We start from the raw sequence: 24,566 nt of genomic DNA, 5'->3' as shown, positions 1-24,566 counted from the left end.
GCCTGCCCTTGCAATACGCACGATCAAGCCAACTTGCCATTCCCCTGCACCATCGGCTTCTTGGTTTTGCGAAATACCAACACATTGCCCAGCATCACCAGCACCAACCCCATCAACGCCGGCGCGGTCCATTGGTAGCCTTCGACCAAGGCCGAGACATTGAGCGCCACCACCGGGAACAGCACGGTGCAATAGGCTGCACGCTCAGGCCCCATCCGTCCGACCAGCGTCAAGTAGGCGGTGAAACCGATCACCGAACCGGGAATCACCAGGTACAGCAGCGACCCGATGTAGCGTGTATTCCACTCCATATCGAACGGAATGCCTTTGACCAGGCACCACACCGAGAGCATCGCTGCGCCGTACGCCATGCCCCAGGCATTGGTGGTCAGTGGCTTGAGCCCGGCTTTCTGTTGCAGGCTCGACAGCATGTTGCCCGCCGAGAAGCACAGCGTTCCGAGTAGCGCCAGGGCCAAACCGAGCAAGGTTTCCGGGCTGGCGGTGCGGCCGGCGAGTTCCGGCCAGAACAACAGACCCAACCCGAACAAGCCCAGCGCGCCGCCCATCAGTACGTTGCGGGCGATTTTCTGGCCGAAGAACACCCGTGCATTGAAGGCATTCCACAAGGTGGCAGTGGAAAACACCACCGCGACCAAACCGCTTGGAATCCACTGGCTGGCGGTGAGGAAACACATAAAGTTGATGCAGAACAGGCACAGCCCCTGCGCCAGACAGATCAGATGCCCACGCCGATTCATCACTTGCAGCCGCCGGCTGAGCAGCAACATCACGAACAGCACCAACGCGGCGAGACCGAAGCGATAGACGATCGACACCGGAATGGCCACCACACCCAGTTGCCATTTCAAGGCAATCCAGGTGGTGCCCCAGATCAGCACGGTCAGCAGGTACAAAGAAAGGTTCATGGCAAAGGCTCCTCAATAGGTGCCCAGTGTCCTGCGCCGGGCTGCGTTGCACTTGCATAAACTTGCGCTTTTGTCAGGCCAGGGCTGGCACGACAACCTCTACGGAGTAGGATGCAAAGCGTTGGAGAGAACCGATCATGCCCGCACTGGAAACGTTGCAAGTCTTTCAAGCCCTCAACCGCTCGCCCAATGCTCGCCTCGAGCACAGCGCCGAGCTCGGTGACGGCATGGCTGCAGCCTTGTGGAGCAACCATCACGACGCCCAGGATTACGAAGCACCGAGCCACCACACCCTGTCCTGCTACATCGCCGGTGGCACCGGCACCTTTCGTCGCGACCAGCCCGGTACCAAGGGCGGCCCGGACAAGTTGTGCATTCTGCCGGCCGAACATCAGTCGGGCTGGGTGATCAACGGTGACATTCGCCTGGCCCATATTTATTTCAGCCCCGAACAATTCGCCCTCGGCTGCGTCACGCTACTGGACCGCGAGCCTCGTGAACTGCAGTTGCGCGAAGGCACTTTTCTCGACGACCCGCTGCAAGCCCGGCGGTTTCGACAGCTGATCACGCTCAATTGGGATGAACCGGGCGAACGCTTGCTCACCAGCAGCCTGGCCCATGAAATGCTCAGCCATGTGTTGCTCGGCCAGGTTGGCATGCGCGAGGGATTGCGGCTCAAGGGTGGACTGGCTGCACATCAGCGACGCCAATTGGTGGAGTTCATCGACAGTCAGCTGGCCGAGGCCATCAGCCTGGGGCAATTGGCAGGGTTGTGTGCACTGTCGGAGTACCACTTTGCGCGGATGTTCAGAGAGAGCTTTGGGTTGCCGCCGCATCAGTATGTGCTTTCACGACGACTGAGCCGGGCGCGGGAGTTGTTGCGCTCGACGACGCAGCCGTTGGGGGAGATTGCGCTGGCGTGCGGGTTTGCCAGTGCCAGTCACTTCACCCACCGGTTTCGCCAGGCTTTGGGCGGGACGCCTGGGGAATATCGGCAGGCGTTTTTGCGGTAATCCTGAAGTCTTCAGTGTCTGGCAAGCCGCCATCGCGAGCAGGCTCACTCCCACATTTGGAATGCATTCCCCTGTGGGAGCGAGCCTGCTCGCGATGAACGATGACGCGGTCTCTGTTAAAACTCCAACGTGCTGGACAGTGAGATCTGCCGCGAATCCCCCATCGACACAAAGAACCGGCTCGCCGCCGAGGTGTAGTAGGTGCGGTCAAACAGGTTCTTCACGTTGAGCTGAAACTTGACCTTCTGCCCTTCGATTTTGGTGTCGTAAGTGGCAAACGCATCGGCCACAGTGTAGCCCGGCAAGTCGAAATCATTCACCGCGTTCCCCGCCCGCTCGCCGACATACCGCGCACCGGCGCCGACGCGCAGTTGATCACCGCCAACAAGGGTGCCGAAGTCGTAGACCGCCGACAGCGAGCCGGTGTTCCTGGCGACGTTTTGCAGTTTTTTGCCCTTGTAGTCCGGGTCTTCGGTGACTTCGGCATCGGTGTAGGCATAGCTGCCGATCAGGCTCCAGCGATCACTGAGCTGGCCGGTCAGGTCCACTTCCAGGCCACGGGAGCGCACTTCACCGGCGGCGCTGTAGATCGTCGTCGGACCTTCGGAGTTGGCGATCAGCACGTTGCGCTTCTTGATGTCGAACAGTGCGACGTTGCCGGTGATGCGCCCCGGCATGTCGAGCCTGGCGCCGATTTCCCAGGACTTGGCTTCTTCCGGCGCGACGCTGCCGTCGAGCACGATGCTGCTGCCGCTCAATGGCGCAATGGTCGAGTTGGGTTTGAACGATTCGGTGTAGCTGCCATAGAACGACAGTTCATCGGTATAGCGGTAGACCAGACCGGTGCGCGGCACCCATTTCTGACCGTTGCTGTCGGTGTTGGCCCGGAACGGCACGCCTTTGCCGGCGTACTGGTCGTACTCCTGGAAGCGCCCGCCTGCCACCAGAATCCACTTATCAGTCAGGTGGATCGAGTCCTGGAGGAATATCGAATCGCTGCGCAGTTTGTCGGTCTGTGCGCTGTCGGCCGGGCTGACGGTGGTGCCGGCGACTTCACGGCCATAGACCGGGTTGACGTAACTGAAGGTGCTCAGGCTTTTCTGGCGGATCAGGTCTTCGCGGTAGATCTTGCGGTACTCGTCATCGACGCCGAACACCAGGTCATGTTGCATGCCCAGCACATTCACTTTGCCTTCAAGGCTGGCGGTGGTGAAGCGGTCGGTGCTGATAGCGTTCTGAGTCCCGTCCATGCTGCGGGTCAGCGTGCCCCTGGTGGTGTCGATGGCGGTGACGCGCACCTGGCTGGCGTCGTAGGTTTCACGGTTCCAGCTGTAGCCGAAGTGGGCTTTCCAGTTGTCGTTGAGCTCGTGATCGGCTTCGAAGTGGTAAAGGTCCGAGCGGCCTTCCATGTTGTTGAACGGCTCGTCCAGGCGTTCGTTGCGCGAGATGTCCAACGGGTGGTTGGTGCGCGGATCGATGATCGTGCCACGGTCGAACGGGGTCAGGAATTCACGGTGTTCGTAGGCGAACAACAGCTGGGTGCTTTCGCCGAACCAGGCCAGGGACGGCGCCACCAATGTCTCGCGATGAGTGCCGAAGTTGCGCCAGTAATCTTCGTCTTCGTGGTCCAGGACCATGCGGTACGCCAGCCCGGAATCGCCCTGCGCACCAGTGCTGTCGAGGCCGCCACCACTGCCGTTTTTGCCGTCGCCATAGGTCGAACCGCGCAGCGTCAGGGCGTTGTACTGCTCAAGCTCGGGTTTCTTGCTGACCATGTTGACCACGCCGCCCGGGTCCTGGATGCCGTACAGAAGCGAGGCCGGGCCCTTGAGCACTTCGACGCGGTCCACGGTTGCATTCATGCCTCGGCCCTGCACGATCGGCATGCCGTCACGCATGATCGAGCCGTTGCGGTTATCGCCGAAGCCGCGAGTCATCACCGAATCCTGGGTGCTCGCCAGCGTGTTGCCCTGGGTGATGCCGCTGACGTTGGCCAGCGCGTCATCGAGATTGCGCGGTGCCTGGTCGCGAATGACCTGAGCCGGGATCACATTGACGGTCTGAGGGATTTCCTGGAGCAACGCCGAGGAGCGCATCACCGAACTGGTGGGCGGCGGCTGATAGCTCATCGATTGATCGGCCACCGAAGTGATGGTGGTCGCGCCCAGATTCAACGCGCCTGCAGTAGGCGCGGGCTCCAGCACCAGGGTACGGGCGTCGGTGCGGCGGAAGGTGAAACCCGAACCGCTGAGCAAACGCTGCATGGCCTGCTCGGCGCTCAACGGGCCATTGATCGCCGGGGCGGTGAGACCGTACGGCGCTTCATCGGTGTACACCACACTGATGCCGGTGACCCGGCTGAAGTCGCTCAGGGCCTGGGGCAGCGGTTTGGCGGCGATTGCGAAGTTGAACGACGTGCGCTGCTGGGTATTACCGACCTCAGCCGCCACCGCCACACTCAACGGCAATAACGCCAACGCCGAAAAGCTCAATGCACACGTACCCAACCATTGTTTGACCGAATCCGATTTTGCCCTGGACTTCATTGCTCATGACCTGTGTAGAACCGCTACGGGATGCGAATGACTCGCAGTTTCAGTCACTACACGAATGGCGTCGGGGTTTACCTCACCAGAAAGTTGAAATAATTTTCATTCGGGGCATGCGGTGTTTGATTTGACGCCTTCGCGAGCAGGCTCGCTCCCACAGGGGGAATGCATTTCAAACGTGGGAGCGAGCCTGCTCGCGAAGAGGCCAGCAGCCTCAACGCAAAATAATCAGATGCCCCAAAAGGTGATGCTGCTCAAACCCCAACACCCCTTGCAACGAACTCAACACCGCTTGCGGATCCGTGCTCGGAAAACTGCCGCTGACCCGTCGCGCCGCCAGTTCATCGTTGAGCAGCACAATCCGCCCCGGGTAATACCGCCCCAGGTCCTGCACCACCTCGGCCAGTGTCGCCTTGTAGTAATTGAGCCAACCCTGACGCCACGCCAACTGCGCTTCGCTGTCGATGGCATGGAGTTTTTTCGCCGAGCCATCGCCATAAGCCACCTGCTGGCCGGCCGTCAGGATTTGCTGTGCGGCGTGCTTGTCTGCCGTCACCCCGACTCGCCCGGACAGCACCGTCACCTGCGCGCCGTGGGGCAGCAGGCGGACTTCGAACTGTGTTCCCAGCACCTGCGCCTGACCCTTTTCAGCGTCGACCACAAACGGCTCGCCTGTGTGCGTCACATTGAAAAATCCGGCACCACGGCGCACCTGGACATGCCGCTCGCCACGACTGAAATCCACCGCAATCGCGCTGTCGGCATCCAGGGTGACTTGCGACTGATCTGCCAATGTGACGGTGCGAATTTCCCCCGGCGCCGACACATAGTCCGCGTCCAGATCATCGATCCAGCGCGACGGTTGCCAACCCGTGCCAACGCTGATCATCAGCAGCAGACACGCCGCCATCGCCAGCGCCCCCGACCAACGCGGCACGCTGCTGCGGCGCGGGCGATTCATCGCGTTGAGGTAACCCTGCAAGGTAAAGGCCTCTTCATCAGCCAGCGTCCGTGCCGGCCCTTCGCTCAATTCCCACACCACTTGTGCCTGCGCATAAGCTTCGGCGTGAGCGGGATCGGCCAGCAACCACTGACTGAAAGCAGTCTGATCGCCGCTGCTGGGCTGGTCATGCAACAGACTCAGCCAGGCAAAAGCCGCCTGCTCCTGAGCGGGCGTCGGGGCGACGCGTTCGATGAGGTTCACAGTGCTTTCCCTGGCGTGCGCGGTTCGGGTTCCCGCAGGCTGGCCTTGCAGGCTTCGAGGGCGCGCATCATGTGTTTTTCCACGGCGCTTTGGGACAAACCCATGGCTTTGGCGATCTCGGCGTACTTGCGCCCATGAATGCGGTTGAGCAAAAAAATCTGCCGCGTGCGCTCAGGCAATGCGCGCAACGCCGCTTCGACGTGACGCAAATCGTTGCCCGCCTCCAGCGCCGCTTGCGGTTCACTGCCCTGGCTGTCCGGCGCTTCCGGCATCCAGCCTTCGTTGACCCGCACCCGCGTGCCCTCACTGCGCAAATGGTCGATGGCGATGTTGCCGGCGCAACGCAGCAGGTAGGTGCTGAGTTCTTCCACCTGCACCAGCGGCCGGCGCCAGAAACGCAGGAACAAGTCCTGCACCAGGTCCGCCGCCGTCGCTCGGCAACCGACGCGGCGGCTCACCAGCGCTTCCATTTGCGAGCGCTGGGAAAGGAACACCTGCAGGAAATGCGCACGCGCACCGCGGTGCTCATCATCGTGGGATTGCCCAGGACCACTGATCATCGGGTCAGCACTGCGCAAACGCTGCAACGGGGCTGACCAGCAGGCCCAACCCGGCCAACGACAACGCCAGACGCGGTCGATACGGCATCAACAACACCAGCACCAAGGCACTGAGCATCAACACCGCGAACCACTCCACCAACCCCAGCCCCCAGCCCGCCGCCGACACCGCCGCCCACAACGACAAGGCCAGCAGCAGCCAGCCACTGAACTTCATGCGCTGGCGGCGTCGGGCCGACGGCTTGCGCCCCAGGAGCTCAGCGTGATGCCGATCCATCGATAAACACAGCGCGGTGAAACCGCCGTAGCAAAGCAACAGGGCCAGCAACATTCAGTTTGCCTCTCGTTCAAGGGTGATCGGTCGCGCACGTTCTCGGCTTACACGACGTACCTGCCCCGAGTGCTGCATTTTCCACGCGGCCCAAGCGAAAAACAGACCACTGCCCAGGCACGCCAGATCGAAACCGGCCATGGCCCAATCGCCCTGCGCCAGCGAGACGCCCAAGTGGTGAGGCGTGCTCAAGGCGTTGAGCAGCGGCACCGCGCAAAACAGCAACGCCGCCAGTGCCAACTGCTCGATCCATGCCGCACGGCCACGGCGGACCATCGCATGCAACACGCTCAGGCCCCAGACGATAAAGAAGCTGTTCACTTCCCAATCCGCCCGCCCGGCCATCCCGACCGGCAATAAACGATTGGCCCAGAAGAACCCCGCCACCGCGAGCATCAACCCCGACATGCTGGCGATGTTCAGTACTTCCACCAACCGCAACTCGAACGGCATCACACCGCTTTTCGCGTGTTTGAGCTGACGCTTGCCGAGCCAGATCACCAACCCGGTACCGATCATCGCCGTGCTGGCCAATCCACAAATGAAGTACAGCCAGCGCAACACCGGCCCGGCAAAATGGCCCATGTGCAAGCCGTAGAAACTGCCGGCAATCGCCATCGCAACGGCTTGCTTGGGTGTGGTGCCAAGTAGCTGTCCGGTCACACCATCGAATGTCAGCGCACTGCCAAATTCGTGGACCACACGATCGGTGCCGTCACGCACGAGCACGACAGAGGCGTTCGCATCCCCCGGATTATTCACCGTGAGGCGCCCGACTCGCCCGCCCGACCATTGCTCGCGAGCGCGTTCCAGCAGCGGCGCCAGCGGTGCCAGCTCACCCGGTCTGCCCGCGGCTTCGGGCGTGTTGGACGCTGGATACACCTCGTCATAAAACGCGCTGACATCACCTTTGTAGGAGGAAAGGATGCTCGCCGGCATCACCATCGCCATGAAAATCACCAGGCTGCTGTAAGTGATCATCAAGTGGAACGGCAACACCAGCACGCCCACCGCGTTGTGTCCGTCGAGCCAGGAACGCTGGCCTTTGCGCGGGCGGAAGGTGAAGAAATCCTTGAAGATTTTCTTGTGCGTGATGATCCCGCTGATCAGCGCGACGAACATCACCATGGCCGCAATGGTCGACAACCAGCGGCCCCACGGAAAAGGCATTTGTAGCTGGAAGTGGAAGCGGTAGAAGAAGTCGCCACCTCGGGTGTCCCGGCCTCGCACTTCGTCACCGGTTTGCGGGTCGAGGAGTTTTTCCGTGAACGGGCCGCGCGTGCCGGGCTTGGCCGGGGTTTGTTGCCACCTCACCGACAAGCCGGGTTCGCGGGCATCGGGCAAATCGATGGACCAGCGCGACGCACCGGCGGCGTGCTGCGCAAGATAGTCCTGTGCCAGGGTCAAGCTGGTTTCGGAGGATACCGAACGGACGGGAATTTCCGGCTGCATCCAGTGGCTGATCTCGTCCTTGAAATAGGCGAGCGTGCCGGTCAGGAAAATCGCGAACAGCAGCCAGCCGAAGATCAGACCGGCCCAGGTGTGCAGCCAGGCCATGGCCTGGCGAAAGCCCTCTTTCATCAGTGGCCCATCCAATAGGCCAGTCCCGACACGGCCGCCAATACGATGCTCGGCACGATCAACCCGAACCAGGCCTGCCACGCGGTGCGACAGGCAAAACACCAAAGCACCGCAACCAGGTAGACCAGAAACGAAGTCATCATCCCGGTCACCACAGCTTCGGCGCGGGCCATGGGCAGCCACATCGTCAGGCTGACACTCGCCAGTGCCGCGACGAGGTAACCGCCCAATACGGCGGCCAGCACCCGAGAGGTGACCGCCAGTCGGTAAGAAACGGGGAGCGTGGTGGTTTTGCCTTTCATGTTTCGACCTTGAAACCGGGTGAGGCCATCGTGATGTCACGGGCCAACAAGGCCGCAATATTAATGATAAATATTCTCATACGCAAAAAAGATGCGATGGGAGGGACGCTTACTTATGGGGATCGTACCCACGCAGAGCGGGGGAACGATCCCCACAAACAAGAACGGGCCTGCATAAGCAGGCCCGTTTTCAGTGGGAAGGTAAAAATCAAATCAGGCTTCAGCCGTTTTGTGCAGCCTGTTCGTTCTCGAGAAACTCTTCTTCCAGCAGCACATCAGCATGTGCGCCCCTCTCGAACGGCACCACAGCGGCACGTGGTTTGCCTCGCAGTTTGCCGAACAGGTGATCCAGCGCATGTTCAAGCTTGGTGGCCGCCCCGTCGATCGCTTGCTCCAGGGTGTCGGCTTTATGGGTGACGGAAATCGGTTGGTGGCCTTTTGGCCGCGCTTCTAGCTGACAGCGCATGTCATGGGGACCGGGCTTGTCGCCGTTCTCGTCCCGCAGATGAACCTCGACGCGTGTCAGGTCCTCTTCATAACGTTCTAGCGTGCTCTCAATGGTAGTACGTACCCACTCCTCCAGTCGGATGCTGCTTTGAATATGGTTATCACTGTTGACTTGGATTTGCATAGTTCATCCCTTATTTCAGCTAGCTAGCGAGAGGTGCTTCGGCTGGCCCTTGGGCGTCATCACCGTGACCTCTTACTTACACAATCGGTCTGCTCGCAGAACAATTCAACCCCTAAAAAAGATAAATTTTGATTCGCAAAAAAAGCCGGACAACGGGCAAAAGCGCTGTTAAGGTCGGGAGTCGGGTCGCCACGCCTATACGTCACATTTACTCACATCTGCCGCTCCGCCAGCGGGTGCAGGCTCCGAAAAATCCCCGCCTCCTCTACCAGCCAGTCATGCACCGCGCGCACGCCCGGATGGCTCAGCGCACCCGGCGCATAAAGCAGCACGTAACGTTTATGATTGGGCACCGCCAGGCCAAACGGCACGATCAACGTCCCGCGCTCCAGTTCATCGTTGAGCAGCGTTCTTCGTGCAATTGCCACGCCCATCCCGGCTGTCGCCGCTTCGATGGTCAGGTGATTGCGATTGAAGGTGTGCCCGCGCCGCACGTCCGCGCCTTCGAAGCCGATGGCATTCAGATAGAACTCCCATTCCGCATACTCGTAACTGCCGCGCCAGGCAGTGATGTCGTGCAACAACGGAAAATGCACCAGGTCCGCCGGGCCATGCAACGGCGGGCGGCCGCGCAAAAGGCTCGGAGCACAGACCGGGAAGATCTGCTCGTCGAGCAGGGCTGTGGATAACAAGCCTGGGTAGCTGCCGTCATTCAGGTCGATGGCCAGATCGAAGTCGCCCTCGTGCAACGGCACGCTGCTGTCCTCGGCCACCAGGCGTAATTGGATGTCCGGAAAACGTTGCTGAAAACGCGGCAGACGCGGCGTCAGCCACTTGCTCAGGAATGACGGAATCGAGCGCACCCGCAGAATGCCGCTGATCATTCCCGCGTCCAGTCGTCGCAATTCTGCATCGATGCTGCCGTAAGCCTCGTTGACCGTGATGGCCAGTCGCTGGCCTTCTGCGCTCAATTCCACCCCGCGAGCGCGACGATGAAACAGGCGAAAACCCAATCGTTCTTCCAATTGGCGGATTTGCTGACTGACCGCACCCGGCGTGATGTGCAGCTCTTCGGCGCAACGGGTGAAAGACAAGTGTCGCGCGGCACAGGAAAACACGTGCAGCCAGACGTAGGTCTGGGCGTGTAATTGACGACTCATCGTTTAGTCCTGCTAAAGGCTGTCTTAGGAGGTTTCGTTGGTCACGTAGGACCGAGGTGGGCAGTATCGCCGACATTGCGCTTGTCCTACAAAACATGGCAGCGATTCCTCTTCCGTTGCTTGTATAGGCTTTAGCATGGCTATCAGTGTTTTCGATCTTTTCAAAGTCGGCATCGGTCCGTCCAGTTCCCACACCGTCGGCCCGATGCGCGCCGCTGCAACCTTCGCCCAGGCATTGATTGATCAGGGTTTGCTGGACGCCGTACGTCGGGTAGAAATCCGCCTGTACGGCTCACTTTCCGCCACCGGCGTCGGCCACGCCACCGACCGTGCCTGCGTGATGGGCCTGATGGGCGAATGGCCGGACAGCATTGATCCGACCAGCATCGAACGCCGAATCAACACATTGCGCGAGACCGAAGAACTGAATCTGGCGGGCAAAAAGACCATCGCCTTCAACTGGCAACGCGATCTCCTGCTGCTCGACGAGAGTTTGCCCTACCACCCCAACGCCATGTCCCTGACAGCCTTTGGCGAAACCGGTGAATTGTCAGAGCAAACGTACTACTCGATCGGTGGCGGTTTCATCATTGAAGCAGCCGAAGCCGAGTCCGGCATCGCGCCCACCAGCGATGTAGTGCTGCCCTACGACTTCTCCAGCGCCGCCGAATTGCTCAAGCTCTGCAACCAGCATGGCCTGCGGGTTTCCGAGTTGATGATGGCGAATGAACTGGCCTGGCGTAGCGAAGCCGAAATCCGCGAGGGCTTGCTGCACATCTGGTCGGTGATGCGTGAATGCGTCGAGCAAGGCCTGCGCCACGAGGGCATCCTGCCGGGCGGTCTGAATGTTCCGCGCCGGGCGGCGAAATTGCATCGCAGCCTGTTGGAAATCGGCAAGCCGAATGTCATCACCTCCACCCTGTCCGCCATGGAGTGGGTGAATCTGTTCGCCCTCGCCGTGAACGAAGAAAACGCCGCCGGCGGACGAATGGTTACCGCGCCTACCAACGGTGCGGCCGGGATCATTCCGGCAGTGCTGCACTACTACATGAAATTCAATCCGGATGCGTCGGACGATGACGTCGTCGCCTTCTTCCTGGGCGCTGCAGCCGTCGGCATCCTCTGCAAGAAAAACGCGTCGATCTCCGGTGCCGAAGTTGGCTGTCAGGGCGAAGTCGGTTCTGCCTGTGCAATGGCCGCCGCCGGTCTGGCGGACATACTCGGTGCCACCCCGGAGCAACTGGAAAACGCCGCCGAGATCGGCCTGGAACACAACCTCGGCCTGACCTGCGACCCGGTCGGCGGGCTGGTCCAGGTGCCGTGTATCGAGCGCAATGCGATTGCCGCCGTGAAGGCGATCAACGCCACGCAAATGGCCCTGCGCGGCGACGGCAAGCACTTCATTTCCCTGGACCGGGTGATCCGCACCATGCGCGATACCGGCGCCGACATGCATGACAAATACAAAGAGACTTCACGGGGCGGCCTGGCTGTCAGCTGGGTGGAGTGCTGAGGAGCACTCCCGACCGTCCGTAACACGTGAGCCCGAGCAAGAACAATAACGAGGCCAAAAAACGATGACCGATGTACGCACACCTGCTGCCGATAATCCTGCTGTAGAACTCAAACGCGATAGCGCTGCAGTCACCAAGGGCTGGAGCAAACACGACACCACCTGGATGCTCGGCCTCTACGGCACGGCAATTGGCGCCGGTACGCTGTTCCTGCCGATCAACGCCGGCGTGGGTGGTTTCTGGCCGTTGCTGATCCTGGCTGTACTGGCCTTCCCGATGACGTTTTTCGCCCACCGCGGGCTGACCCGTTTCGTGCTGTCCGGCCGTTCCGGGGACATCACCGAAGTAGTGGAAGAACACTTCGGCATCGGTGCCGGCAAGCTGATCACGCTGCTGTACTTCTTCGCGATCTTCCCGATTCTGCTGGTGTACAGCGTGGCGCTGACCAACACGCTCAGCAGCTTCATGGAGCACCAGTTGCACATCGCTCCGCCACCGCGAGCCATTCTGTCGCTGGTGCTGATCCTCGGTTTAATGGCGATCGTGCGCTGCGGTCAGGGTGTCATCGTCAAATGCATGAGCGTGCTGGTTTACCCGTTCGTCGCGGCGTTGCTGCTGCTCGGTTTCAGCTTGATCCCGAACTGGAACGGCGCGTTCTTCGCCACCGCCAGTGAAGGCATGGAAATGTCGCTGTTCTTCAAAACCTTGTGGCTGGCGATTCCGGTGATGGTGTTCTCGTTCAACCATTCGCCGATCATTTCCGCTTTTTCCGTCGATCAGAAACAGCGTTACGGCGAACAAGCCGAGCGCAAAAGCAGCGGTATCCTCGCTATCGCCCACGCGATGATGGTAGTGACGGTGATGTTCTTCTGTTTCAGTTGCGTACTGGCACTGTCCCCGGCAGACCTCGCGGCAGCGAAGGCGCAGAACATCTCGATCCTGTCGTACCTGGCCAACCACTTCCAGACGCCAGTCATCGCCTACGCCGCGCCGTTGATTGCACTGGTGGCGATCACCAAATCCTTCCTCGGCCATTACATCGGCGCCAGCGAAGGCTTCCAGGGTCTGATCGTGAAAAGCCTGCGCGGCCGTGGCCGGGTGATGTCGGCAAGCTGGCTGAACCGCGTGACCGCGCTGTTCATGATCCTCAGTTGCTGGGCCGTAGCGACCTTCAACCCGAGCATCCTCGGCATGATCGAAACCCTCGGCGGGCCAATCATCGCGTGCCTGTTGTTCCTGATGCCGATGTACGCCATTCGCCGCGTGCCGGCCTTGCGCCAGTACTCCGGGCAGGCTTCGAACGTGTTCGTGGTGCTGATCGGGTTGATTGCACTGTCTGCGATCATCTACTCATTCATGCCCTGAAACGGGCAGAAAAAAAGCAGGCGGGCCATGGAGCCCGCCTCTTTTTTGCCGAGATCATTGTTCGACAATTCTTCCGGCATGCCCCTTGCTATGACACTCCTGAGGCAAAAGGACTTTTTGAAAACCTCAGCGAGCGACGTGCCGGTGGTCTGGTATTGCGAACTAATCCCGATCACGGCCGTCAACAACTGCACGTTCAATCAGGCGGTAACGCATCATGGACAACCCTTTTCAGCTCATCACCGATGCCTTTGCACCGGATTACCAGATCAACCTGAGCATTCAGGGTCTGGACGGCAGCATCATGCTGACCCTGTCCAACAGCGGTCACGTGGTCGCCAAACGCATGATCAGCGCCGAACAACGCAATGACCCCCAGCGCCTCAAACGCCTGGTGCAAAGCATTCAATTCGGCATCGCCATCGAACAGGGCCACAGCGCCATGGACATCCTCGAAGCCATGACCGACGGCGACAATCACAACCTGCCGCCGCCACGCGTCAAAGGCCCCAGCCGCCCGGCCATGCGGCTTTAAATCTCGCCCTTCTCCACCTCGGGATGCTCACCGGAACCCGTACCGATCTTGCGTTGCGGGTGTTCGATCTTTACCGAAGGGAATTGCGACGAGGCGTAACGCACCACCAGAATCGCAAACGCCAGCAGCAGAATCCCGCCGCACAGGTAGATGATGCCGATATCCGGCGGGTTGTGGTGCGAGACGTTGGAGATCAGCAGTCGCGTCAGCGCGGTGATGGCCACGTAGATCAGAAAGCGCACCGGCATGTGGTTGGTCTTGAAGTAAATCCCGACCATCGCCCCCAATTCCAGGTAGATGAACAACAGCAAGATGTCATCGATCTTGATGTGTCCCTCTTCGATCATCCCCAGAAACTCCATCACCGCCGCCCATGCGGTCACGGCACCGATGGCGAACAGCGCCAAGTAGTGGAAGGTCTCGACGAACAGGTTGCCCAGGGACTCGGCCAGTTGATGCACGTTCTGCCGCAGGTTCTCGGCCCAGTTGATTTTCACGATGATGGTTCCTTAGCTCGGTTCGAGCGGATGATGCGGGTTTGACGTGACGGTTGTTCTGCATGCAGAAAAAAGGCCAGTACATGATGGCGAGGAGCCTGAAAACGCGCGCCGTGGCGTTTGGTCGCACCCGCTGCAACGATTGCGCCTGACAAACCCTGATTTCGGTCTACATTAAAAAGCCACTACCCAAAGCGCAGGGATTCGCTTATCCTTTTCGCTGTATATAAATACAGTAGTCGAATAAGACAACTTAATGTGAAGGCATGTGAGGTGGTGAATGGCCGTCGAAGTGGTATACCGCAGCAGCCGAGATCTGGAGCGCTTGTTCATGGATAAAGCCGAAGCTGACCGTCATGACAAAATGCTCGAACTGGCCGAATTGCTGGCTGAAGTGTTGCAAAAAGCTGTTCCGTCCCTGACCGAACAGCAAGTGGAAGAAGCCGGGATCTACATGGCGAAGAATCGCGATGTGTTCGCCAAGGCGTTCAAGAGCCAGCCGGACGCGTTGTCCGAATTGCTGAACGCGCCTGCTGAAGTCGTTGAACCGGTTGAAGTGGCTGCACCCATTGAAGAGCCTGGCGTTGCGCCGACCAAACCGGTTAAAGCCCCCAAGGCTGCCAAGTAAGCAATGCCCGAATTGAATAGGCCCTGAGTCATTGGCTCAGGGCCTTTTTCATGTCTGCGAAAAACCTAAGCTTCGGGTTGTTCCAGTGCTTCGACCAATGCCTTGAAGAATCGCGCCGCCTCGCCGCCGGTCACCACGCGATGATCGAAGGTCAGGGACAGCGGCAGAACCGGATGCACCACCACCGCGCCATCGACCGCCACCGGTTCATCGCGGATCGCGCCAGCGGCGAGGATCGCCACTTGCGGCGGCACCACCACCGGGTTGGCGTAGCGGCCGAACAAGGTGCCGAAATTCGACAGCGTCAGGGTTGCCCCCATCATTTCCTTGGGCGGAATCGATCGCGCCTGCACATCGGCTCTTAATCGCATGACGCCTTCCTTCAAATCAGCCGAAGTGCGATGACCGACATCGCGCAGCACTGGCACAAACAAACCGTCAGGCGTATCCACGGCGATACCCAGATCAAGCCGTTCGTGTTGTTTGAGCGAAAGGCTTTTGCCGTCGAAGGCGCTGTTGAGCACCGGTTCCACGGCGCACGCTGCTGCCATCGCCTTGGCGAGACGAATCAGCGGTTCGCGTGCCTGACCCCAGCGATGCAGGTCGGCGTCACCGAAAATCGTCACCGGCACGACTTCGGCATGGGACCGGGCCATGTTCAGCGCCATGCTACGCCGCACACCGCGCAACCGTTCACCGCCGAAGCGATCCAGTTCAGTTTGAGCCGCGTTTTCCACATCCGTGCGGGTGATCAGCCCCTCGTGGCCGGAACCTGTCAGCCCGCTCAATTCCACGCCGAGTTGCCGAGCCAGTTGCCGCACGGCCGGCGTGGCGCGGGTCGCCAGATGCTCGCGGGTTGAAGGGGCGGCGCCGATGAAAAACGCGTCCTCCTGACTGCTGCCACCGCCTTCAAGCCGCCCGACCACGGTGCCGGCGTCTGCTTCACCTTCGTAACCGAGCAACGGCTCACCGACGTGAATGATGTCGCCCTCGCCGCCGTAGAATTTCGCCACCACGCCGTCGTACGGCGCGGGAATTTCCACCAAGGCTTTGGCGGTTTCCACCGACACCAGTAGCTGGTCAGCCTTGACAGCATCGCCGACCGATACGTGCCAGCGAACGATTTCCGCCTCCTGCAAACCCTCGCCCAGATCTGGCAATTTGAAATATTTCATCGCCGTCTCCTTGGGGTCAGGCAAAGTGAAGAACGTTATCGCAGGCCTGCAGAATGTCTTCGACGTTGGGCATGTACAGCGACTCCAGACGATACAGCGGCGGCGGAATGTCCGGCGCGGTGACTCGCTGGATCGGTGCCTGCAATTCCAGCAACACGCGCTCGTAAAGACTCGCGGCAACTTCTGCACCGACGCCACAGGAGCGAGGCGCCTCGTGGACGATCACACAGCGACCGGTCTTGCGCACCGAGGCTTCCATCGTGTCGAGGTCCAGCGGCTTGATACTCGCGACATCGATCACTTCCGCCGACACGCCCCGCTCCGCCAGTACGGTCGCGGCTTGCAGGGTTTCCATCACGCTGGCGCCCCAGCTGATCAGGGTGATATCGCTGCCTTCGCGCAGGGTGAAACAGCTGTCCAGCGGCAGGCGTTTACCGTCGTCCAACAACGGTTGCGGGTTCATTCGATAGAGCCGGGTCGGTTCGAGAAACACCACCGGATCCGGATCGTCGATGGCCGCCAACAACAAGCCATAGGCCCGGGCCGGCGATGACGGGATCACCACCCGCAGCCCCGGAATGTGCGCGAACAGTGCTTCAGTGCTTTCGCTGTGATGTTCTGGCGCGCGAATGCCCGCACCCATCGGTGTGCGCATGACCATCGGGCACGTGATCCGCCCGCGGGTGCGATTGCGCATGCGGCTGGCGTGGGACACCAAGTGTTCCATGGCGGCGTAGATGAAACCCATGAACTGAATTTCCACCACCGGTTTCAAGCCTTGGGCGGCCATGCCCACGACCAGTCCGCCGAGCATGGTTTCGGCCAGCGGCGAGTCGATCACCCGCTTGAAGCCGAAGCTGTCGCGCAGCCCTTGAGTGGCACGGAACACGCCGCCGTTCACGCCGACGTCTTCGCCGAGGACGATGACGTTTTCGTCTTCGCTCATGGCCCGATGCAACGCCAGGTTCACCGCTTCCAGCAACGTGACTTTGCCGTTACTCATGGCCCGAATCTCCCGCTCGGCGCGCCGCCCGTTCAAGTAACATTTCCCGTTGCTCGGCCAACGCCTCCGGCCACTGGGCGTAGACATGATCCATCACTGATTCGGGCGCCTGAGTGCCCGCCGCCTCGAAGTTATCCACAGCACGCTGCACCAGGCCCTGGCATTCACCGATCAATGCCTGTTCACGGTTTTCATCCCACACGCCCTGCCCGAGCATGAAACGTTGCAGGCGTTTGACCGGTTCTTCGAGCCAGGCCTGCTTGACCTCCTCAGCCGTCCGATAGCGCGTGGCGTCGTCGGCGGTGGTGTGGTCGCCGAGGCGATAGCTCAGGCATTCCAGCAGCACCGGACCTTTGCCGTGGCGCGCACGTTCCAGGGCCACTTGTACTCGGTCGTAAACCGCGAGCATGTCATTGCCGTCGACCTGCTCACCGTGGAACCCGGCACCGATCGCTTTCTGTGCCAGGGTCGGGGCGCCGCATTGAATCCGGCGCGGCACCGAGATCGCCCATTGGTTGTTGTTGATCACGAACACCACTGGCAACTGCCACGCGCCAGCAACGTTCAGGGCTTCAAGGAAATCGCCTTTGCTGGTTGCCCCGTCGCCGCACGTGGTGACAGCAACCCGATGTTCGCCGCGGATCTTGAACGCGCTGGCGACGCCGCAGGCATGCAAGGCCTGGGTGGCGATCGGCACACAGATCGGGAAGTCCTGGGCCACCGCAGGTTCGGCAAAGTCGCTGCCGCGTTCGTCGCCGCCCCAGTACAGGAGGATTTCTTCCATACGCACGCCGCGCATCAACTGCACGGCGGTGTCACGGTAATACGGCACCAGCACATCTTCGACATGCATCAGGCTGCCAACGGCGACGCCTATGGCTTCCTGACCCAGTGTCGGCGCATAGGTGCCGATGCGCCCGGTGCGTTGCAGGGCGACAGCTTTCTGATCAAAAAGACGGGTCAGGACCATCTGCCGGTAGAGGCGCGTGAGCAGATTGAAATCGTCGGCCCAGTTGGGGAGTCCGCCGAGCAATTGGCCTTCGGGGGATAAAAATCGGGTGTAAGGCAGCTCAACCTTGTGAAGCATCACAGGGGCTCCTGGCACGCCGGGTCTGCGTGCGTTGGTCAAGCCTGACCCTTGTGACGTCAGGCCTTGGGAGCAAGTTTTGCCGGATAGGCGCTTACTCCTTCATCGGTTCCACTTCATCGGTACAGCACTTTCTCCGCCAACTCGTCCGCCACCCGGGCCGGTGAGCGTTTTTCCGCCTGGGCGTGGGCGAAGATTTCGGTCAGGCGCGAGCTGATTTTCGACAAATGTGCGGTGATGGTCGTCAGCTCTTCACCGCGGTGTTTGAGCGACACGTAGATCAGCCCGCCGGAATTGATCACGTAATCGGGGGCATACAAAATGCCCCGCCGCTCCAACTGATCGGCGACTTCGAGGTGAATCAGCTGGTTGTTCGCCGAGCCGGCCACCGCCGAGCAGCGCAATTGCGTCACGCTGTTGCTATTGAGCACACCGCCCAGACCGCAAGGGGCAAGAATGTCGCACGGCGTGCTGAGCAACGCATCGTTGGCGATCGGATGCGCCCCGAGTTGTTCCATGGCCAGTTGCACCTTGCCGTGGTCGATGTCGCTGACCAGCAACTCGGCACCGGCTGCGTGCAGTTGTTCGGCCAGGGCATAGCCAACATTGCCAAGGCCTTGGATGGCCACGCGCAAACCTTCAAGGTTATCGCTGCCCAGCCGGGCCATGGCGGTGGCACGAATGCCGGTGAACACGCCCATCGCCGCGTGCGGCGCAGGATCGCCCGCCGAGGTGGTGCTGGTGACGTATTGAGTCTGTTGGGCGATGCAATCCATGTCCGCCACTGAGGTGCCGCTGTCGATGGCGGTGATGTAGCGGCCGTCCAGCTGATTGATACAGCGACCGAAGGCTTCGAACAGCGCGGCGCGGTTTTCCACATGGATCGGGCGAATAATCACTGCCACGCCGCCACCCTGGGCCAGGCCGGCCAGCGCCGCCTTGTAGCTCATGCCTTGGGCCAGGCGCACCGCATCCTCGACGGCGGACTCGTCGCTGGGATAGGCAAGGTAACGACAACCGCCCAGGGCAGGCCCCAGACGGCTGTTATGAATGGCAATGACCGCCTTCAACCCGGTGACCGGATCGACGCTCAGATGCAGCGATTCAAGGCGAGTGCTTTGCATGAGAGCGAACATCGTAGGGGCTCCCGAATCACTTCTTGTAGTCGCCAGTATAGGCTTGCGCCCGAAAATTGCAGAAGCGCACCGGAATAAGCAGCGCCGCCATTCAGGCTTTCGGAAATAACCTGCAACCGCATGTGTGCGGCACTGGACGAATGCCAGAGACGGGGCTAAAACGAGGCATGCCCCGGAGATTTTGATGACGCCCCGCCAACGCTTCTTCGACTGCCTGCAACGTTCACCGCCCGCGCTGTTCGAGGCGGCGCTATGGATTGCGGTCGAACACGATAAAGAAGTGAATCCCGAAGCGGTTCTGACAGATTTCAAGAACCTGCAACAGCGGGTCAGTTATGGCTTGCCGATGCTGCCCGTGAGTGAATTGGCCCAGCCGTTGTTACGGCGCATGAACGACCTGGGTTTCGCACAGGACGACTTCGCCCCGTTGCGCCCGCACGTAGCCTTGGTCGACAAAGTGCTGGAACGCAGACGTGGCCAACCGCTGGCCCTGGGGCTGATTGCGCTTGAGCTGGCCAAGGGGCTGGAAATCCCCATGGTCGGGGTCAACTTCCCCGGGCATTTCCTGCTGCGCGTGCCGGGCGTCGATCACCTGCTCGACCCGTGCGGCGGCCGTCGTCTGTACCCCAACGATTGCCGGGAATTGCTGCAACGCCAATACGGCCCGAACATGAAGCTCAGCGCCGAACATCTGCTGAGCGCCGAGCCGGCTCAGATGCTCCAGCGCCTGTCGCGCAACCTGCGCCAGCTGCACCTTTCTCACGATGACTACATCAGCGCCCTGATCGACGCCGAACGCGTGCTGGAACTGGGCAACGCCAGTGCTGCCGATTACCTGGCACGGGCAAGCCTCTATCAACGGCTGGACTGCCCGAACGCCGAGCGCTTCGATCTGGAACATGCACTGCTGCTAAGCGACGACCCGATCCAGCGGATTCGCCTGACTGAACGACTGGGACATCTTCCGCCCAACTCAATCGTCCATTAACCGCAGATCCCTTGTGGGAGCGGGCTTGCTCGCGATTCAGACGGCGCGGTTTATCAGGGAAACCGAGTTATCGTGCATCGCGGGCAAGCCCGGCTCCCACAGGGTTCGGTGCGAGGATTTATGGGGTGTCGGGCTGATTCGCCGGATGCGCCTTGGTGAATGCCGGATGCGTGGCCGCCAGTGCCGCCACCCGGCGAATCCGTGGATACGCCTCAAGGGAAATATTGAATCGCTCGGCCGCGTAGAGCTGCGGGATCAGGTAGGTATCTGCCAGCCCCGGCTGCGGACCAAAGCAATAACCCTCATCGCCAATCAACTGCTCCACCGTCGCCAACCCTTGGCTGATCCAGTGCCCGATCCACTCAACCACCTGCGGTTCATCGTGCCCCAATTGGCGCAGTCTGTTCAGCACGCTGACGTTGTGCAGAGGATGCACATCGCAACCAATCACCGCCGCGACACCACGTTCCTGGGCACGGTCAGCGAGGTCTTTGGAGAGCAGCGGCACCTGTGGATAACGTTCTTCCAGATACTCAATGATCGCCGGTGACTGGATCAACAGTTCGCCTTCATCGGTGCGCAAGGCCGGTACGCGACCTTGCGGGTTGACGGCGAGATACGGCGGCTGCCGGTGCTCGCCACCTGACGGCGCGATCAGGTTGATCGGTAGCGCCTGGTAATCCAACCCCTTGAGCGCCAATGCGATACGCACCCGATAGGACGAAGTCGAACGGTAGTAGGTATAGAGTTCCATGCCCCGATCCTCTTAGCGCGCCGGCAGCACTTTGCCGCGGCATTCGCCGAAACCGATGGACGCAAAACCTTCGCGGCTGCAACGGGCGCGCAGGATGATTTCGTCGCCGTCCTCAAGGAATTTACGCACTTCACCCGATGGCAGTTCGATGGGCTTTTTACCGCCCTCGGTGATTTCCAGCAGGCTGCCGAACTGACCGTTTTCAGGCCCGGACAACGTGCCCGAGCCGAACAGATCACCGGCCTGCAACTGGCAACCGTTGACGCTGTGGTGCGCGACCATTTGCGCCACGGTCCAGTACATGTGTTTGGTGTTGCTCAGGGTCAGGCGATGGGCTGGCAGATTCTGTTCGCGCATGGCTTCGGTGAGCAGCAGCACTTCCAATTCGATGTCGAAAGCGCCGGCCGCCTGATCACGCTTGTCGGTGAGGTATGGCAGCGGCTGTGGATCACCTTCCGGGCGAGCAGGTTGTGCGCGGCGGAACGGCTCCAGCGCTTCGGCCGTCACCACCCACGGCGAGATGCTGGTGATAAAACTCTTCGACAGGAACGGCCCCAGCGGCTGGTATTCCCAGGCCTGAATATCTCGCGCCGACCAGTCGTTGAGCAGGCAGAAACCGGCGATATGATCGGCAGCATCACCGATGGCGATCGAGTCGCCCATGTCGTTGCCCTGACCGATCCAGATACCCAGTTCCAGCTCGTAGTCCAGACGCGCGCAAGGACCAAACGTCGGTTCGGTCTGACCGGCCGGCAAGGTCTGGCCTTTCGGACGGCGAACGTCGGTGCCGGACGGGCGAATGGTTGAGGCACGACCGTGGTAACCGATCGGCACGTACTTGTAATTGGGCAGCAACGGGTTGTCTGGACGGAACAATTTACCGACGTTCTGCGCGTGCTCGATGCCAACATAGAAGTCGGTGTAATCGTTGATTTTCGCTGGCAGATGCATCTCGCAATTCGCCGCCAATGGCAGCAGTTTTGCGCCTTGGGCTTCGATCTTGCCGTGCAGGGTGCTGCCTTCCTTGAACAGTTCCAGCAGGCGTTCGCGCAGGGCAACTCGAGCGTCTCGGCCCAGTTCGAAGAACGCGTTCAGCTGACCGCCACGGGTGGCTTCGACTGCAGTTTTTACGACGCCATCGAACAGGCCGGCGTCCAGTGCAGCTTCCAGGTCAAAGATATGTTCACCAATGGCCACGCCACTGCGCGGTGCCGAACCCTTCACGCTGAACACGCCCAACGGCAGGTTTTGCAGCGGGAAATCAGCATGGCCGTTGGCGGAGGCAACCCAGCTACGAGTGATGGTGGTCTGAGTCATGGGTTATCTCCGGGTCGGGTCGAAAGTGGCGGGCAGCGTCGCCCAACAGACATCGTAGTTGTTTTGCAGTTGCGGGCAATCCAGGGCGAAACGACTCGGGCGCAGGACCTGGCTGGTTTCGAACATGAAGGCCATGGTGTTGTCGATTTTCGCTGGCGAAAGTTCGGCGTTGATCGCCTTGGTACAGGTCTCGCCGTCCGGGCCATGGGCGCTCATGCAGCTGTGCAACGACGCGCCGCCGGGCACGAAGCCTTCAGCCTTGGCGTCGTACTCGCCCTGGATCAGGCCCATGAATTCGTTCATCAGGTTGCGGTGGAACCACGGTGGACGGAAGGTTTTCTCGGCCACCATCCAGCGAGGCGGGAAGATCACGAAGTCGAGATTGGCCAGACCGTGAACGCTGGTTGGCGACGTCAGGACGGTAAAGATCGACGGATCCGGGTGATCGAAACTGACCGTGCCGATGGTGTTGAAGCGGCGCAGGTCATATTTGTACGGCACGTTGTTACCGTGCCAGGCGACCACGTTCAGCGGCGAATGATCGAGCTCGCAACCCCACAATTGGCCGAGGAATTTCTGCACCAGCGTGGTCGGCTGCTTGAGGTTTTCGTAATGGGCGACCGGGGTCAGGAAGTCCCGCGCATTGGCCAGCCCATTGCTGCCGATGGGCCCCAGATCCGGCAGACGCAGCGGCGCGCCGTGGTTCTCGGCGATGTAGCCGCGAGCTTGCGGGTCGAGCAGTTCAACGCGGAATTTCAGACCGCGCGGCAGCACAGCGATTTCCAGTGGTTCGAGTTCCAGCACGCCCAATTCGGTAGCGACGCGCAGGCGTCCCAGTTGCGGCACCAGCAGCAGTTCGCCGTCGGCGTTGAAGAACACTCGCTCCATCGAGCGGTTGGCGCGGTAGCTGTAGATGCTGATTCCAGCCGGTTTTTCTGCACCCGAGTTGGCCGCCATGCTCACCAGCCCGTCGATGAAATCAGTCGGCTCGGACGGAATATCCAGCGGGTTCCAGCGCAGGCGATTGGGGGTCACTTCACCCAGCGGACCGCCCGCCAGTTGCCGATCCAGTTTGACGAACGCCGGGTGATTGGCCGACGGCTGAATGCGGTACATCCAGGTCCGTCGCGCTTCGCTGCGGGCCATGGTGAACGCGGTGCCGGAGAACAATTCGGTGTAGAGGCCGTACGGGGCTTTTTGCGGGGAATTCTGGCCGACGGGCAGTGCGCCGGGCAACGCTTCGCTGCTGAATTCGTTGCCGAAGCCTGACTGATAAGCCAGCGCTGGCGCCGTTGAATCGAGGTTCATGGAGCCTCCTGAACAGGGAGAGGGCAGTGGCCTGTCGCTCCGATGAAGAGATCCTGGCACGCCCGGGTTATTTTTATCGTAATTCAATTACGCACAACGTAATTTGATTGGTATTGACCGTCAAGCTATAAAGACGCCCATTCGTCCCGGGATCACATCACCTCCATGGAAAAGCCGCGCAGCACCGCCGAAAGCAATGGCAAACAAAAAGTCCGCTCGGCCGAGGTCGGCACCGACATCCTCAAGGCACTGGCCGAGTTGTCGCCATCGACTTCACTTTCGCGTCTGGCCGAGCATGTACAAATGCCGGCGAGCAAGGTTCACCGCTATTTGCAGGCGCTGATCGCCAGCGGTTTTGCCGAGCAGAACACCACCACCAACCATTACGGCCTCGGTCGTGAAGCTCTGCGCGTGGGCCTCGCCGCACTCAACAGTATGGACGTACTGAAAGTCGCCGCCCTGCCCTTGGCCGAGTTGCGCGATGAACTGAACGAAACCTGCTTTTTGGCGGTATGGGGCAATCAGGGCGCGACCGTGGTGCACATCGAGCCGGCTGTACGCGCGGTGACGGTGGTGACGCAATTAGGCTCGGTGCTGCCGTTGCTCAGCTCATCCACCGGCCTGGTGTTCGGCGCATTTCTGCCCAAACGCGAAACCGTTGACTTGCGCGAGCAGGAACTGCAGACCAGCAGTGCCCATGCCCTGGCGGACGATCAGGCTTATGCGAGTTTGTGCGAACAGATCCGCGACCGCGGTCTGCATCATGTGCATGGTTTGTTGATGCCTGGCGTGGATGCGTTATCGGCGCCGGTATTCAACGCCGTCGGGCACGTGGCAGCAGTCATGACGATTGTCGGCCCGACGTCGTTGTTTCATGCCGATGAAAACGGCCCGGCAGCCGAACGCCTGTTATCCGCCACTCGCGCGGTTAGTTGGCGAATGGGTTTTGAACCCGCTGCCCCGACATCATAAAAAAGCGGTTGTGCATAAACATAAGTTCGC

General features: G+C 60.6%; 23 protein-coding genes and 1 pseudogene. 7 read left to right on the top strand and 17 right to left on the bottom strand.

Features of this window, described 5'->3' with window-relative positions:
* Positions 1-23: 23 nt before the first annotated feature.
* Positions 24-926 (bottom strand): DMT family transporter, encoded by a 903-nt coding sequence (locus FQ185_RS15860; protein WP_149418225.1) that lies wholly within the window; start codon positions 924-926, stop codon positions 24-26.
* Between the two features lie 137 nt (positions 927-1,063).
* Here FQ185_RS15860 and FQ185_RS15855 point away from each other — a divergent pair, with 137 nt between their 5' ends.
* Positions 1,064-1,939 carry a helix-turn-helix domain-containing protein gene (locus FQ185_RS15855; protein WP_149418224.1) on the top strand — a complete coding sequence of 292 codons (876 nt, stop codon included), beginning with the start codon at positions 1,064-1,066 and terminating at the stop codon, positions 1,937-1,939.
* Positions 1,940-2,055: 116 nt separating this feature from the next.
* On the opposite strand, the gene FQ185_RS15850 is transcribed toward FQ185_RS15855, so the two are convergent.
* The 8 genes from FQ185_RS15850 to FQ185_RS15815 form a co-directional block, all read right to left on the bottom strand.
* Complete coding sequence (locus tag FQ185_RS15850; protein ID WP_149418223.1) at positions 2,056-4,485, bottom strand: TonB-dependent receptor; 2,430 nt, start codon at positions 4,483-4,485, stop codon at positions 2,056-2,058.
* Between the two features lie 217 nt (positions 4,486-4,702).
* Positions 4,703-5,692 carry a FecR family protein gene (locus tag FQ185_RS15845; RefSeq protein WP_149418222.1) on the bottom strand — a complete coding sequence of 330 codons (990 nt, stop codon included), beginning with the start codon at positions 5,690-5,692 and terminating at the stop codon, positions 4,703-4,705.
* The gene (locus FQ185_RS15840) at positions 5,689-6,252 is read right to left on the bottom strand and encodes an RNA polymerase sigma factor (protein WP_149418221.1); all 564 of its coding nucleotides are present in this window, start codon (positions 6,250-6,252) and stop codon (positions 5,689-5,691) included. Before FQ185_RS15840 ends, FQ185_RS15845 begins: the two co-directional genes overlap by 4 nt.
* A 4-nt stretch (positions 6,253-6,256) precedes the next feature.
* Positions 6,257-6,583: a DUF3325 domain-containing protein gene (locus FQ185_RS15835; protein ID WP_149418220.1), complete on the bottom strand. Its 327-nt coding sequence runs from the start codon at positions 6,581-6,583 to the stop codon at positions 6,257-6,259.
* Positions 6,584-8,164, bottom strand: a complete 1,581-nt coding sequence (locus FQ185_RS15830) for a PepSY domain-containing protein (protein WP_149418219.1) — start codon at positions 8,162-8,164, stop codon at positions 6,584-6,586.
* On the bottom strand, positions 8,164-8,466 hold the full coding sequence (locus tag FQ185_RS15825) for a DUF3649 domain-containing protein (protein WP_149418218.1): 303 nt from the start codon (positions 8,464-8,466) through the stop codon (positions 8,164-8,166). Before FQ185_RS15825 ends, FQ185_RS15830 begins: the two co-directional genes overlap by 1 nt.
* Positions 8,467-8,686: 220 nt before the next feature.
* Entirely contained in the window at positions 8,687-9,097 is a 411-nt protein-coding gene (locus tag FQ185_RS15820) for an HPF/RaiA family ribosome-associated protein (protein WP_149418217.1), read from the bottom strand.
* A 212-nt stretch (positions 9,098-9,309) separates the two neighbouring features.
* Positions 9,310-10,257: a LysR substrate-binding domain-containing protein gene (locus FQ185_RS15815; RefSeq protein ID WP_149418216.1), complete on the bottom strand. Its 948-nt coding sequence runs from the start codon at positions 10,255-10,257 to the stop codon at positions 9,310-9,312.
* 136 nt (positions 10,258-10,393) lie between these two features.
* On the opposite strand from FQ185_RS15815, the gene FQ185_RS15810 reads away from it, so the two are divergent.
* The 3 genes from FQ185_RS15810 to FQ185_RS15800 all read left to right on the top strand — a co-directional run bounded on the left by FQ185_RS15810 (position 10,394) and on the right by FQ185_RS15800 (position 13,671).
* The gene (locus FQ185_RS15810; RefSeq protein ID WP_149418215.1) at positions 10,394-11,770 is read left to right on the top strand and encodes an L-serine ammonia-lyase; all 1,377 of its coding nucleotides are present in this window, start codon (positions 10,394-10,396) and stop codon (positions 11,768-11,770) included.
* 64 nt (positions 11,771-11,834) lie between these two features.
* Positions 11,835-13,136, top strand: coding sequence for an HAAAP family serine/threonine permease (locus tag FQ185_RS15805; protein ID WP_149418214.1), 1,302 nt, complete (start codon positions 11,835-11,837; stop codon positions 13,134-13,136).
* A 217-nt stretch (positions 13,137-13,353) separates the two neighbouring features.
* Positions 13,354-13,671 (top strand): DUF3509 domain-containing protein, encoded by a 318-nt coding sequence (locus tag FQ185_RS15800; protein ID WP_149418213.1) that lies wholly within the window; start codon positions 13,354-13,356, stop codon positions 13,669-13,671.
* On the opposite strand, the gene FQ185_RS15795 is transcribed toward FQ185_RS15800, so the two are convergent.
* A complete protein-coding gene (locus tag FQ185_RS15795) occupies positions 13,668-14,168 on the bottom strand; it encodes a phosphate-starvation-inducible protein PsiE (protein WP_149418212.1) in 501 nt (166 codons plus the stop codon). The genes FQ185_RS15800 and FQ185_RS15795 overlap by 4 nt on opposite strands.
* A gap of 280 nt (positions 14,169-14,448) precedes the next feature.
* Here FQ185_RS15795 and FQ185_RS15790 point away from each other — a divergent pair.
* Positions 14,449-14,703 (top strand): annotated as a pseudogene (locus FQ185_RS15790) (YebG family protein); the annotation flags it as partial.
* A 158-nt stretch (positions 14,704-14,861) separates the two neighbouring features.
* Here FQ185_RS15790 and FQ185_RS15785 read toward each other — a convergent pair.
* The 4 genes from FQ185_RS15785 to FQ185_RS15770 form a co-directional block, all read right to left on the bottom strand.
* Positions 14,862-15,971: a dihydrolipoamide acetyltransferase family protein gene (locus FQ185_RS15785; protein WP_149418210.1), complete on the bottom strand. Its 1,110-nt coding sequence runs from the start codon at positions 15,969-15,971 to the stop codon at positions 14,862-14,864.
* A 16-nt stretch (positions 15,972-15,987) separates the two neighbouring features.
* Positions 15,988-16,974, bottom strand: a complete 987-nt coding sequence (locus FQ185_RS15780) for an alpha-ketoacid dehydrogenase subunit beta (RefSeq protein WP_149418209.1) — start codon at positions 16,972-16,974, stop codon at positions 15,988-15,990.
* Positions 16,967-18,061 carry a pyruvate dehydrogenase (acetyl-transferring) E1 component subunit alpha gene (gene pdhA / locus FQ185_RS15775; protein ID WP_149418208.1) on the bottom strand — a complete coding sequence of 365 codons (1,095 nt, stop codon included), beginning with the start codon at positions 18,059-18,061 and terminating at the stop codon, positions 16,967-16,969. Before pdhA ends, FQ185_RS15780 begins: the two co-directional genes overlap by 8 nt.
* A gap of 116 nt (positions 18,062-18,177) precedes the next feature.
* Entirely contained in the window at positions 18,178-19,197 is a 1,020-nt protein-coding gene (locus FQ185_RS15770) for a Glu/Leu/Phe/Val dehydrogenase dimerization domain-containing protein (RefSeq protein WP_149418207.1), read from the bottom strand.
* A 184-nt stretch (positions 19,198-19,381) separates the two neighbouring features.
* Between FQ185_RS15770 and FQ185_RS15765 the strand changes: the two genes are divergently transcribed.
* On the top strand, positions 19,382-20,185 hold the full coding sequence (locus FQ185_RS15765; RefSeq protein WP_149418206.1) for a SirB1 family protein: 804 nt from the start codon (positions 19,382-19,384) through the stop codon (positions 20,183-20,185).
* A 118-nt stretch (positions 20,186-20,303) separates the two neighbouring features.
* Here the strand turns inward: FQ185_RS15765 and maiA are convergent, their stop codons facing one another.
* Genes maiA through hmgA form a run of 3 tightly spaced genes read right to left on the bottom strand, consistent with a single transcriptional unit; the run spans position 20,304 to position 23,564 of the window.
* Entirely contained in the window at positions 20,304-20,939 is a 636-nt protein-coding gene (gene maiA, locus FQ185_RS15760) for a maleylacetoacetate isomerase (RefSeq protein ID WP_149418205.1), read from the bottom strand.
* A gap of 12 nt (positions 20,940-20,951) precedes the next feature.
* On the bottom strand, positions 20,952-22,256 hold the full coding sequence (gene fahA, locus FQ185_RS15755) for a fumarylacetoacetase (RefSeq protein ID WP_149418204.1): 1,305 nt from the start codon (positions 22,254-22,256) through the stop codon (positions 20,952-20,954).
* 3 nt (positions 22,257-22,259) lie between these two features.
* Positions 22,260-23,564, bottom strand: coding sequence for a homogentisate 1,2-dioxygenase (gene hmgA / locus FQ185_RS15750; protein ID WP_149418203.1), 1,305 nt, complete (start codon positions 23,562-23,564; stop codon positions 22,260-22,262).
* Positions 23,565-23,729: 165 nt separating this feature from the next.
* On the opposite strand from hmgA, the gene FQ185_RS15745 reads away from it, so the two are divergent.
* Positions 23,730-24,536 carry an IclR family transcriptional regulator gene (locus FQ185_RS15745; RefSeq protein ID WP_149418202.1) on the top strand — a complete coding sequence of 269 codons (807 nt, stop codon included), beginning with the start codon at positions 23,730-23,732 and terminating at the stop codon, positions 24,534-24,536.
* Positions 24,537-24,566 lie beyond the last annotated feature (30 nt).

The sequence above is a fragment of the Pseudomonas sp. ANT_H12B genome (assembly GCF_008369325.1).
GTDB lineage: Bacteria > Pseudomonadota > Gammaproteobacteria > Pseudomonadales > Pseudomonadaceae > Aquipseudomonas.
Note: the sequence above shows the minus strand (reverse complement) of the source record. Positions and strands in the feature narration are given on the sequence as shown.

Excerpts from the sequence above, each read along its gene's own strand:
- FQ185_RS15765 (WP_149418206.1), top strand. The coding sequence starts at position 19,382 with ATGACGCCCCGCCAACGCTTCTTCGACTGCCTGCAACGTTCACCGCCC.
- FQ185_RS15770 (WP_149418207.1), bottom strand. The coding sequence starts at position 19,197 with ATGTTCGCTCTCATGCAAAGCACTCGCCTTGAATCGCTGCATCTGAGC.
- FQ185_RS15830 (WP_149418219.1), bottom strand. The coding sequence starts at position 8,164 with ATGAAAGAGGGCTTTCGCCAGGCCATGGCCTGGCTGCACACCTGGGCC.
- FQ185_RS15805 (WP_149418214.1), top strand. The coding sequence starts at position 11,835 with ATGACCGATGTACGCACACCTGCTGCCGATAATCCTGCTGTAGAACTC.
- FQ185_RS15860 (WP_149418225.1), bottom strand. The coding sequence starts at position 926 with ATGAACCTTTCTTTGTACCTGCTGACCGTGCTGATCTGGGGCACCACC.
- fahA (WP_149418204.1), bottom strand. The coding sequence starts at position 22,256 with ATGACTCAGACCACCATCACTCGTAGCTGGGTTGCCTCCGCCAACGGC.
- FQ185_RS15785 (WP_149418210.1), bottom strand. The coding sequence starts at position 15,971 with ATGAAATATTTCAAATTGCCAGATCTGGGCGAGGGTTTGCAGGAGGCG.
- FQ185_RS15855 (WP_149418224.1), top strand. The coding sequence starts at position 1,064 with ATGCCCGCACTGGAAACGTTGCAAGTCTTTCAAGCCCTCAACCGCTCG.
- FQ185_RS15835 (WP_149418220.1), bottom strand. The coding sequence starts at position 6,583 with ATGTTGCTGGCCCTGTTGCTTTGCTACGGCGGTTTCACCGCGCTGTGT.
- maiA (WP_149418205.1), bottom strand. The coding sequence starts at position 20,939 with ATGGAACTCTATACCTACTACCGTTCGACTTCGTCCTATCGGGTGCGT.
- FQ185_RS15780 (WP_149418209.1), bottom strand. The coding sequence starts at position 16,974 with ATGAGTAACGGCAAAGTCACGTTGCTGGAAGCGGTGAACCTGGCGTTG.
- FQ185_RS15815 (WP_149418216.1), bottom strand. The coding sequence starts at position 10,257 with ATGAGTCGTCAATTACACGCCCAGACCTACGTCTGGCTGCACGTGTTT.
- FQ185_RS15840 (WP_149418221.1), bottom strand. The coding sequence starts at position 6,252 with ATGATCAGTGGTCCTGGGCAATCCCACGATGATGAGCACCGCGGTGCG.
- pdhA (WP_149418208.1), bottom strand. The coding sequence starts at position 18,061 with ATGCTTCACAAGGTTGAGCTGCCTTACACCCGATTTTTATCCCCCGAA.
- hmgA (WP_149418203.1), bottom strand. The coding sequence starts at position 23,564 with ATGAACCTCGATTCAACGGCGCCAGCGCTGGCTTATCAGTCAGGCTTC.
- FQ185_RS15825 (WP_149418218.1), bottom strand. The coding sequence starts at position 8,466 with ATGAAAGGCAAAACCACCACGCTCCCCGTTTCTTACCGACTGGCGGTC.
- FQ185_RS15810 (WP_149418215.1), top strand. The coding sequence starts at position 10,394 with ATGGCTATCAGTGTTTTCGATCTTTTCAAAGTCGGCATCGGTCCGTCC.
- FQ185_RS15745 (WP_149418202.1), top strand. The coding sequence starts at position 23,730 with ATGGAAAAGCCGCGCAGCACCGCCGAAAGCAATGGCAAACAAAAAGTC.
- FQ185_RS15850 (WP_149418223.1), bottom strand. The coding sequence starts at position 4,485 with ATGAAGTCCAGGGCAAAATCGGATTCGGTCAAACAATGGTTGGGTACG.
- FQ185_RS15820 (WP_149418217.1), bottom strand. The coding sequence starts at position 9,097 with ATGCAAATCCAAGTCAACAGTGATAACCATATTCAAAGCAGCATCCGA.
- FQ185_RS15800 (WP_149418213.1), top strand. The coding sequence starts at position 13,354 with ATGGACAACCCTTTTCAGCTCATCACCGATGCCTTTGCACCGGATTAC.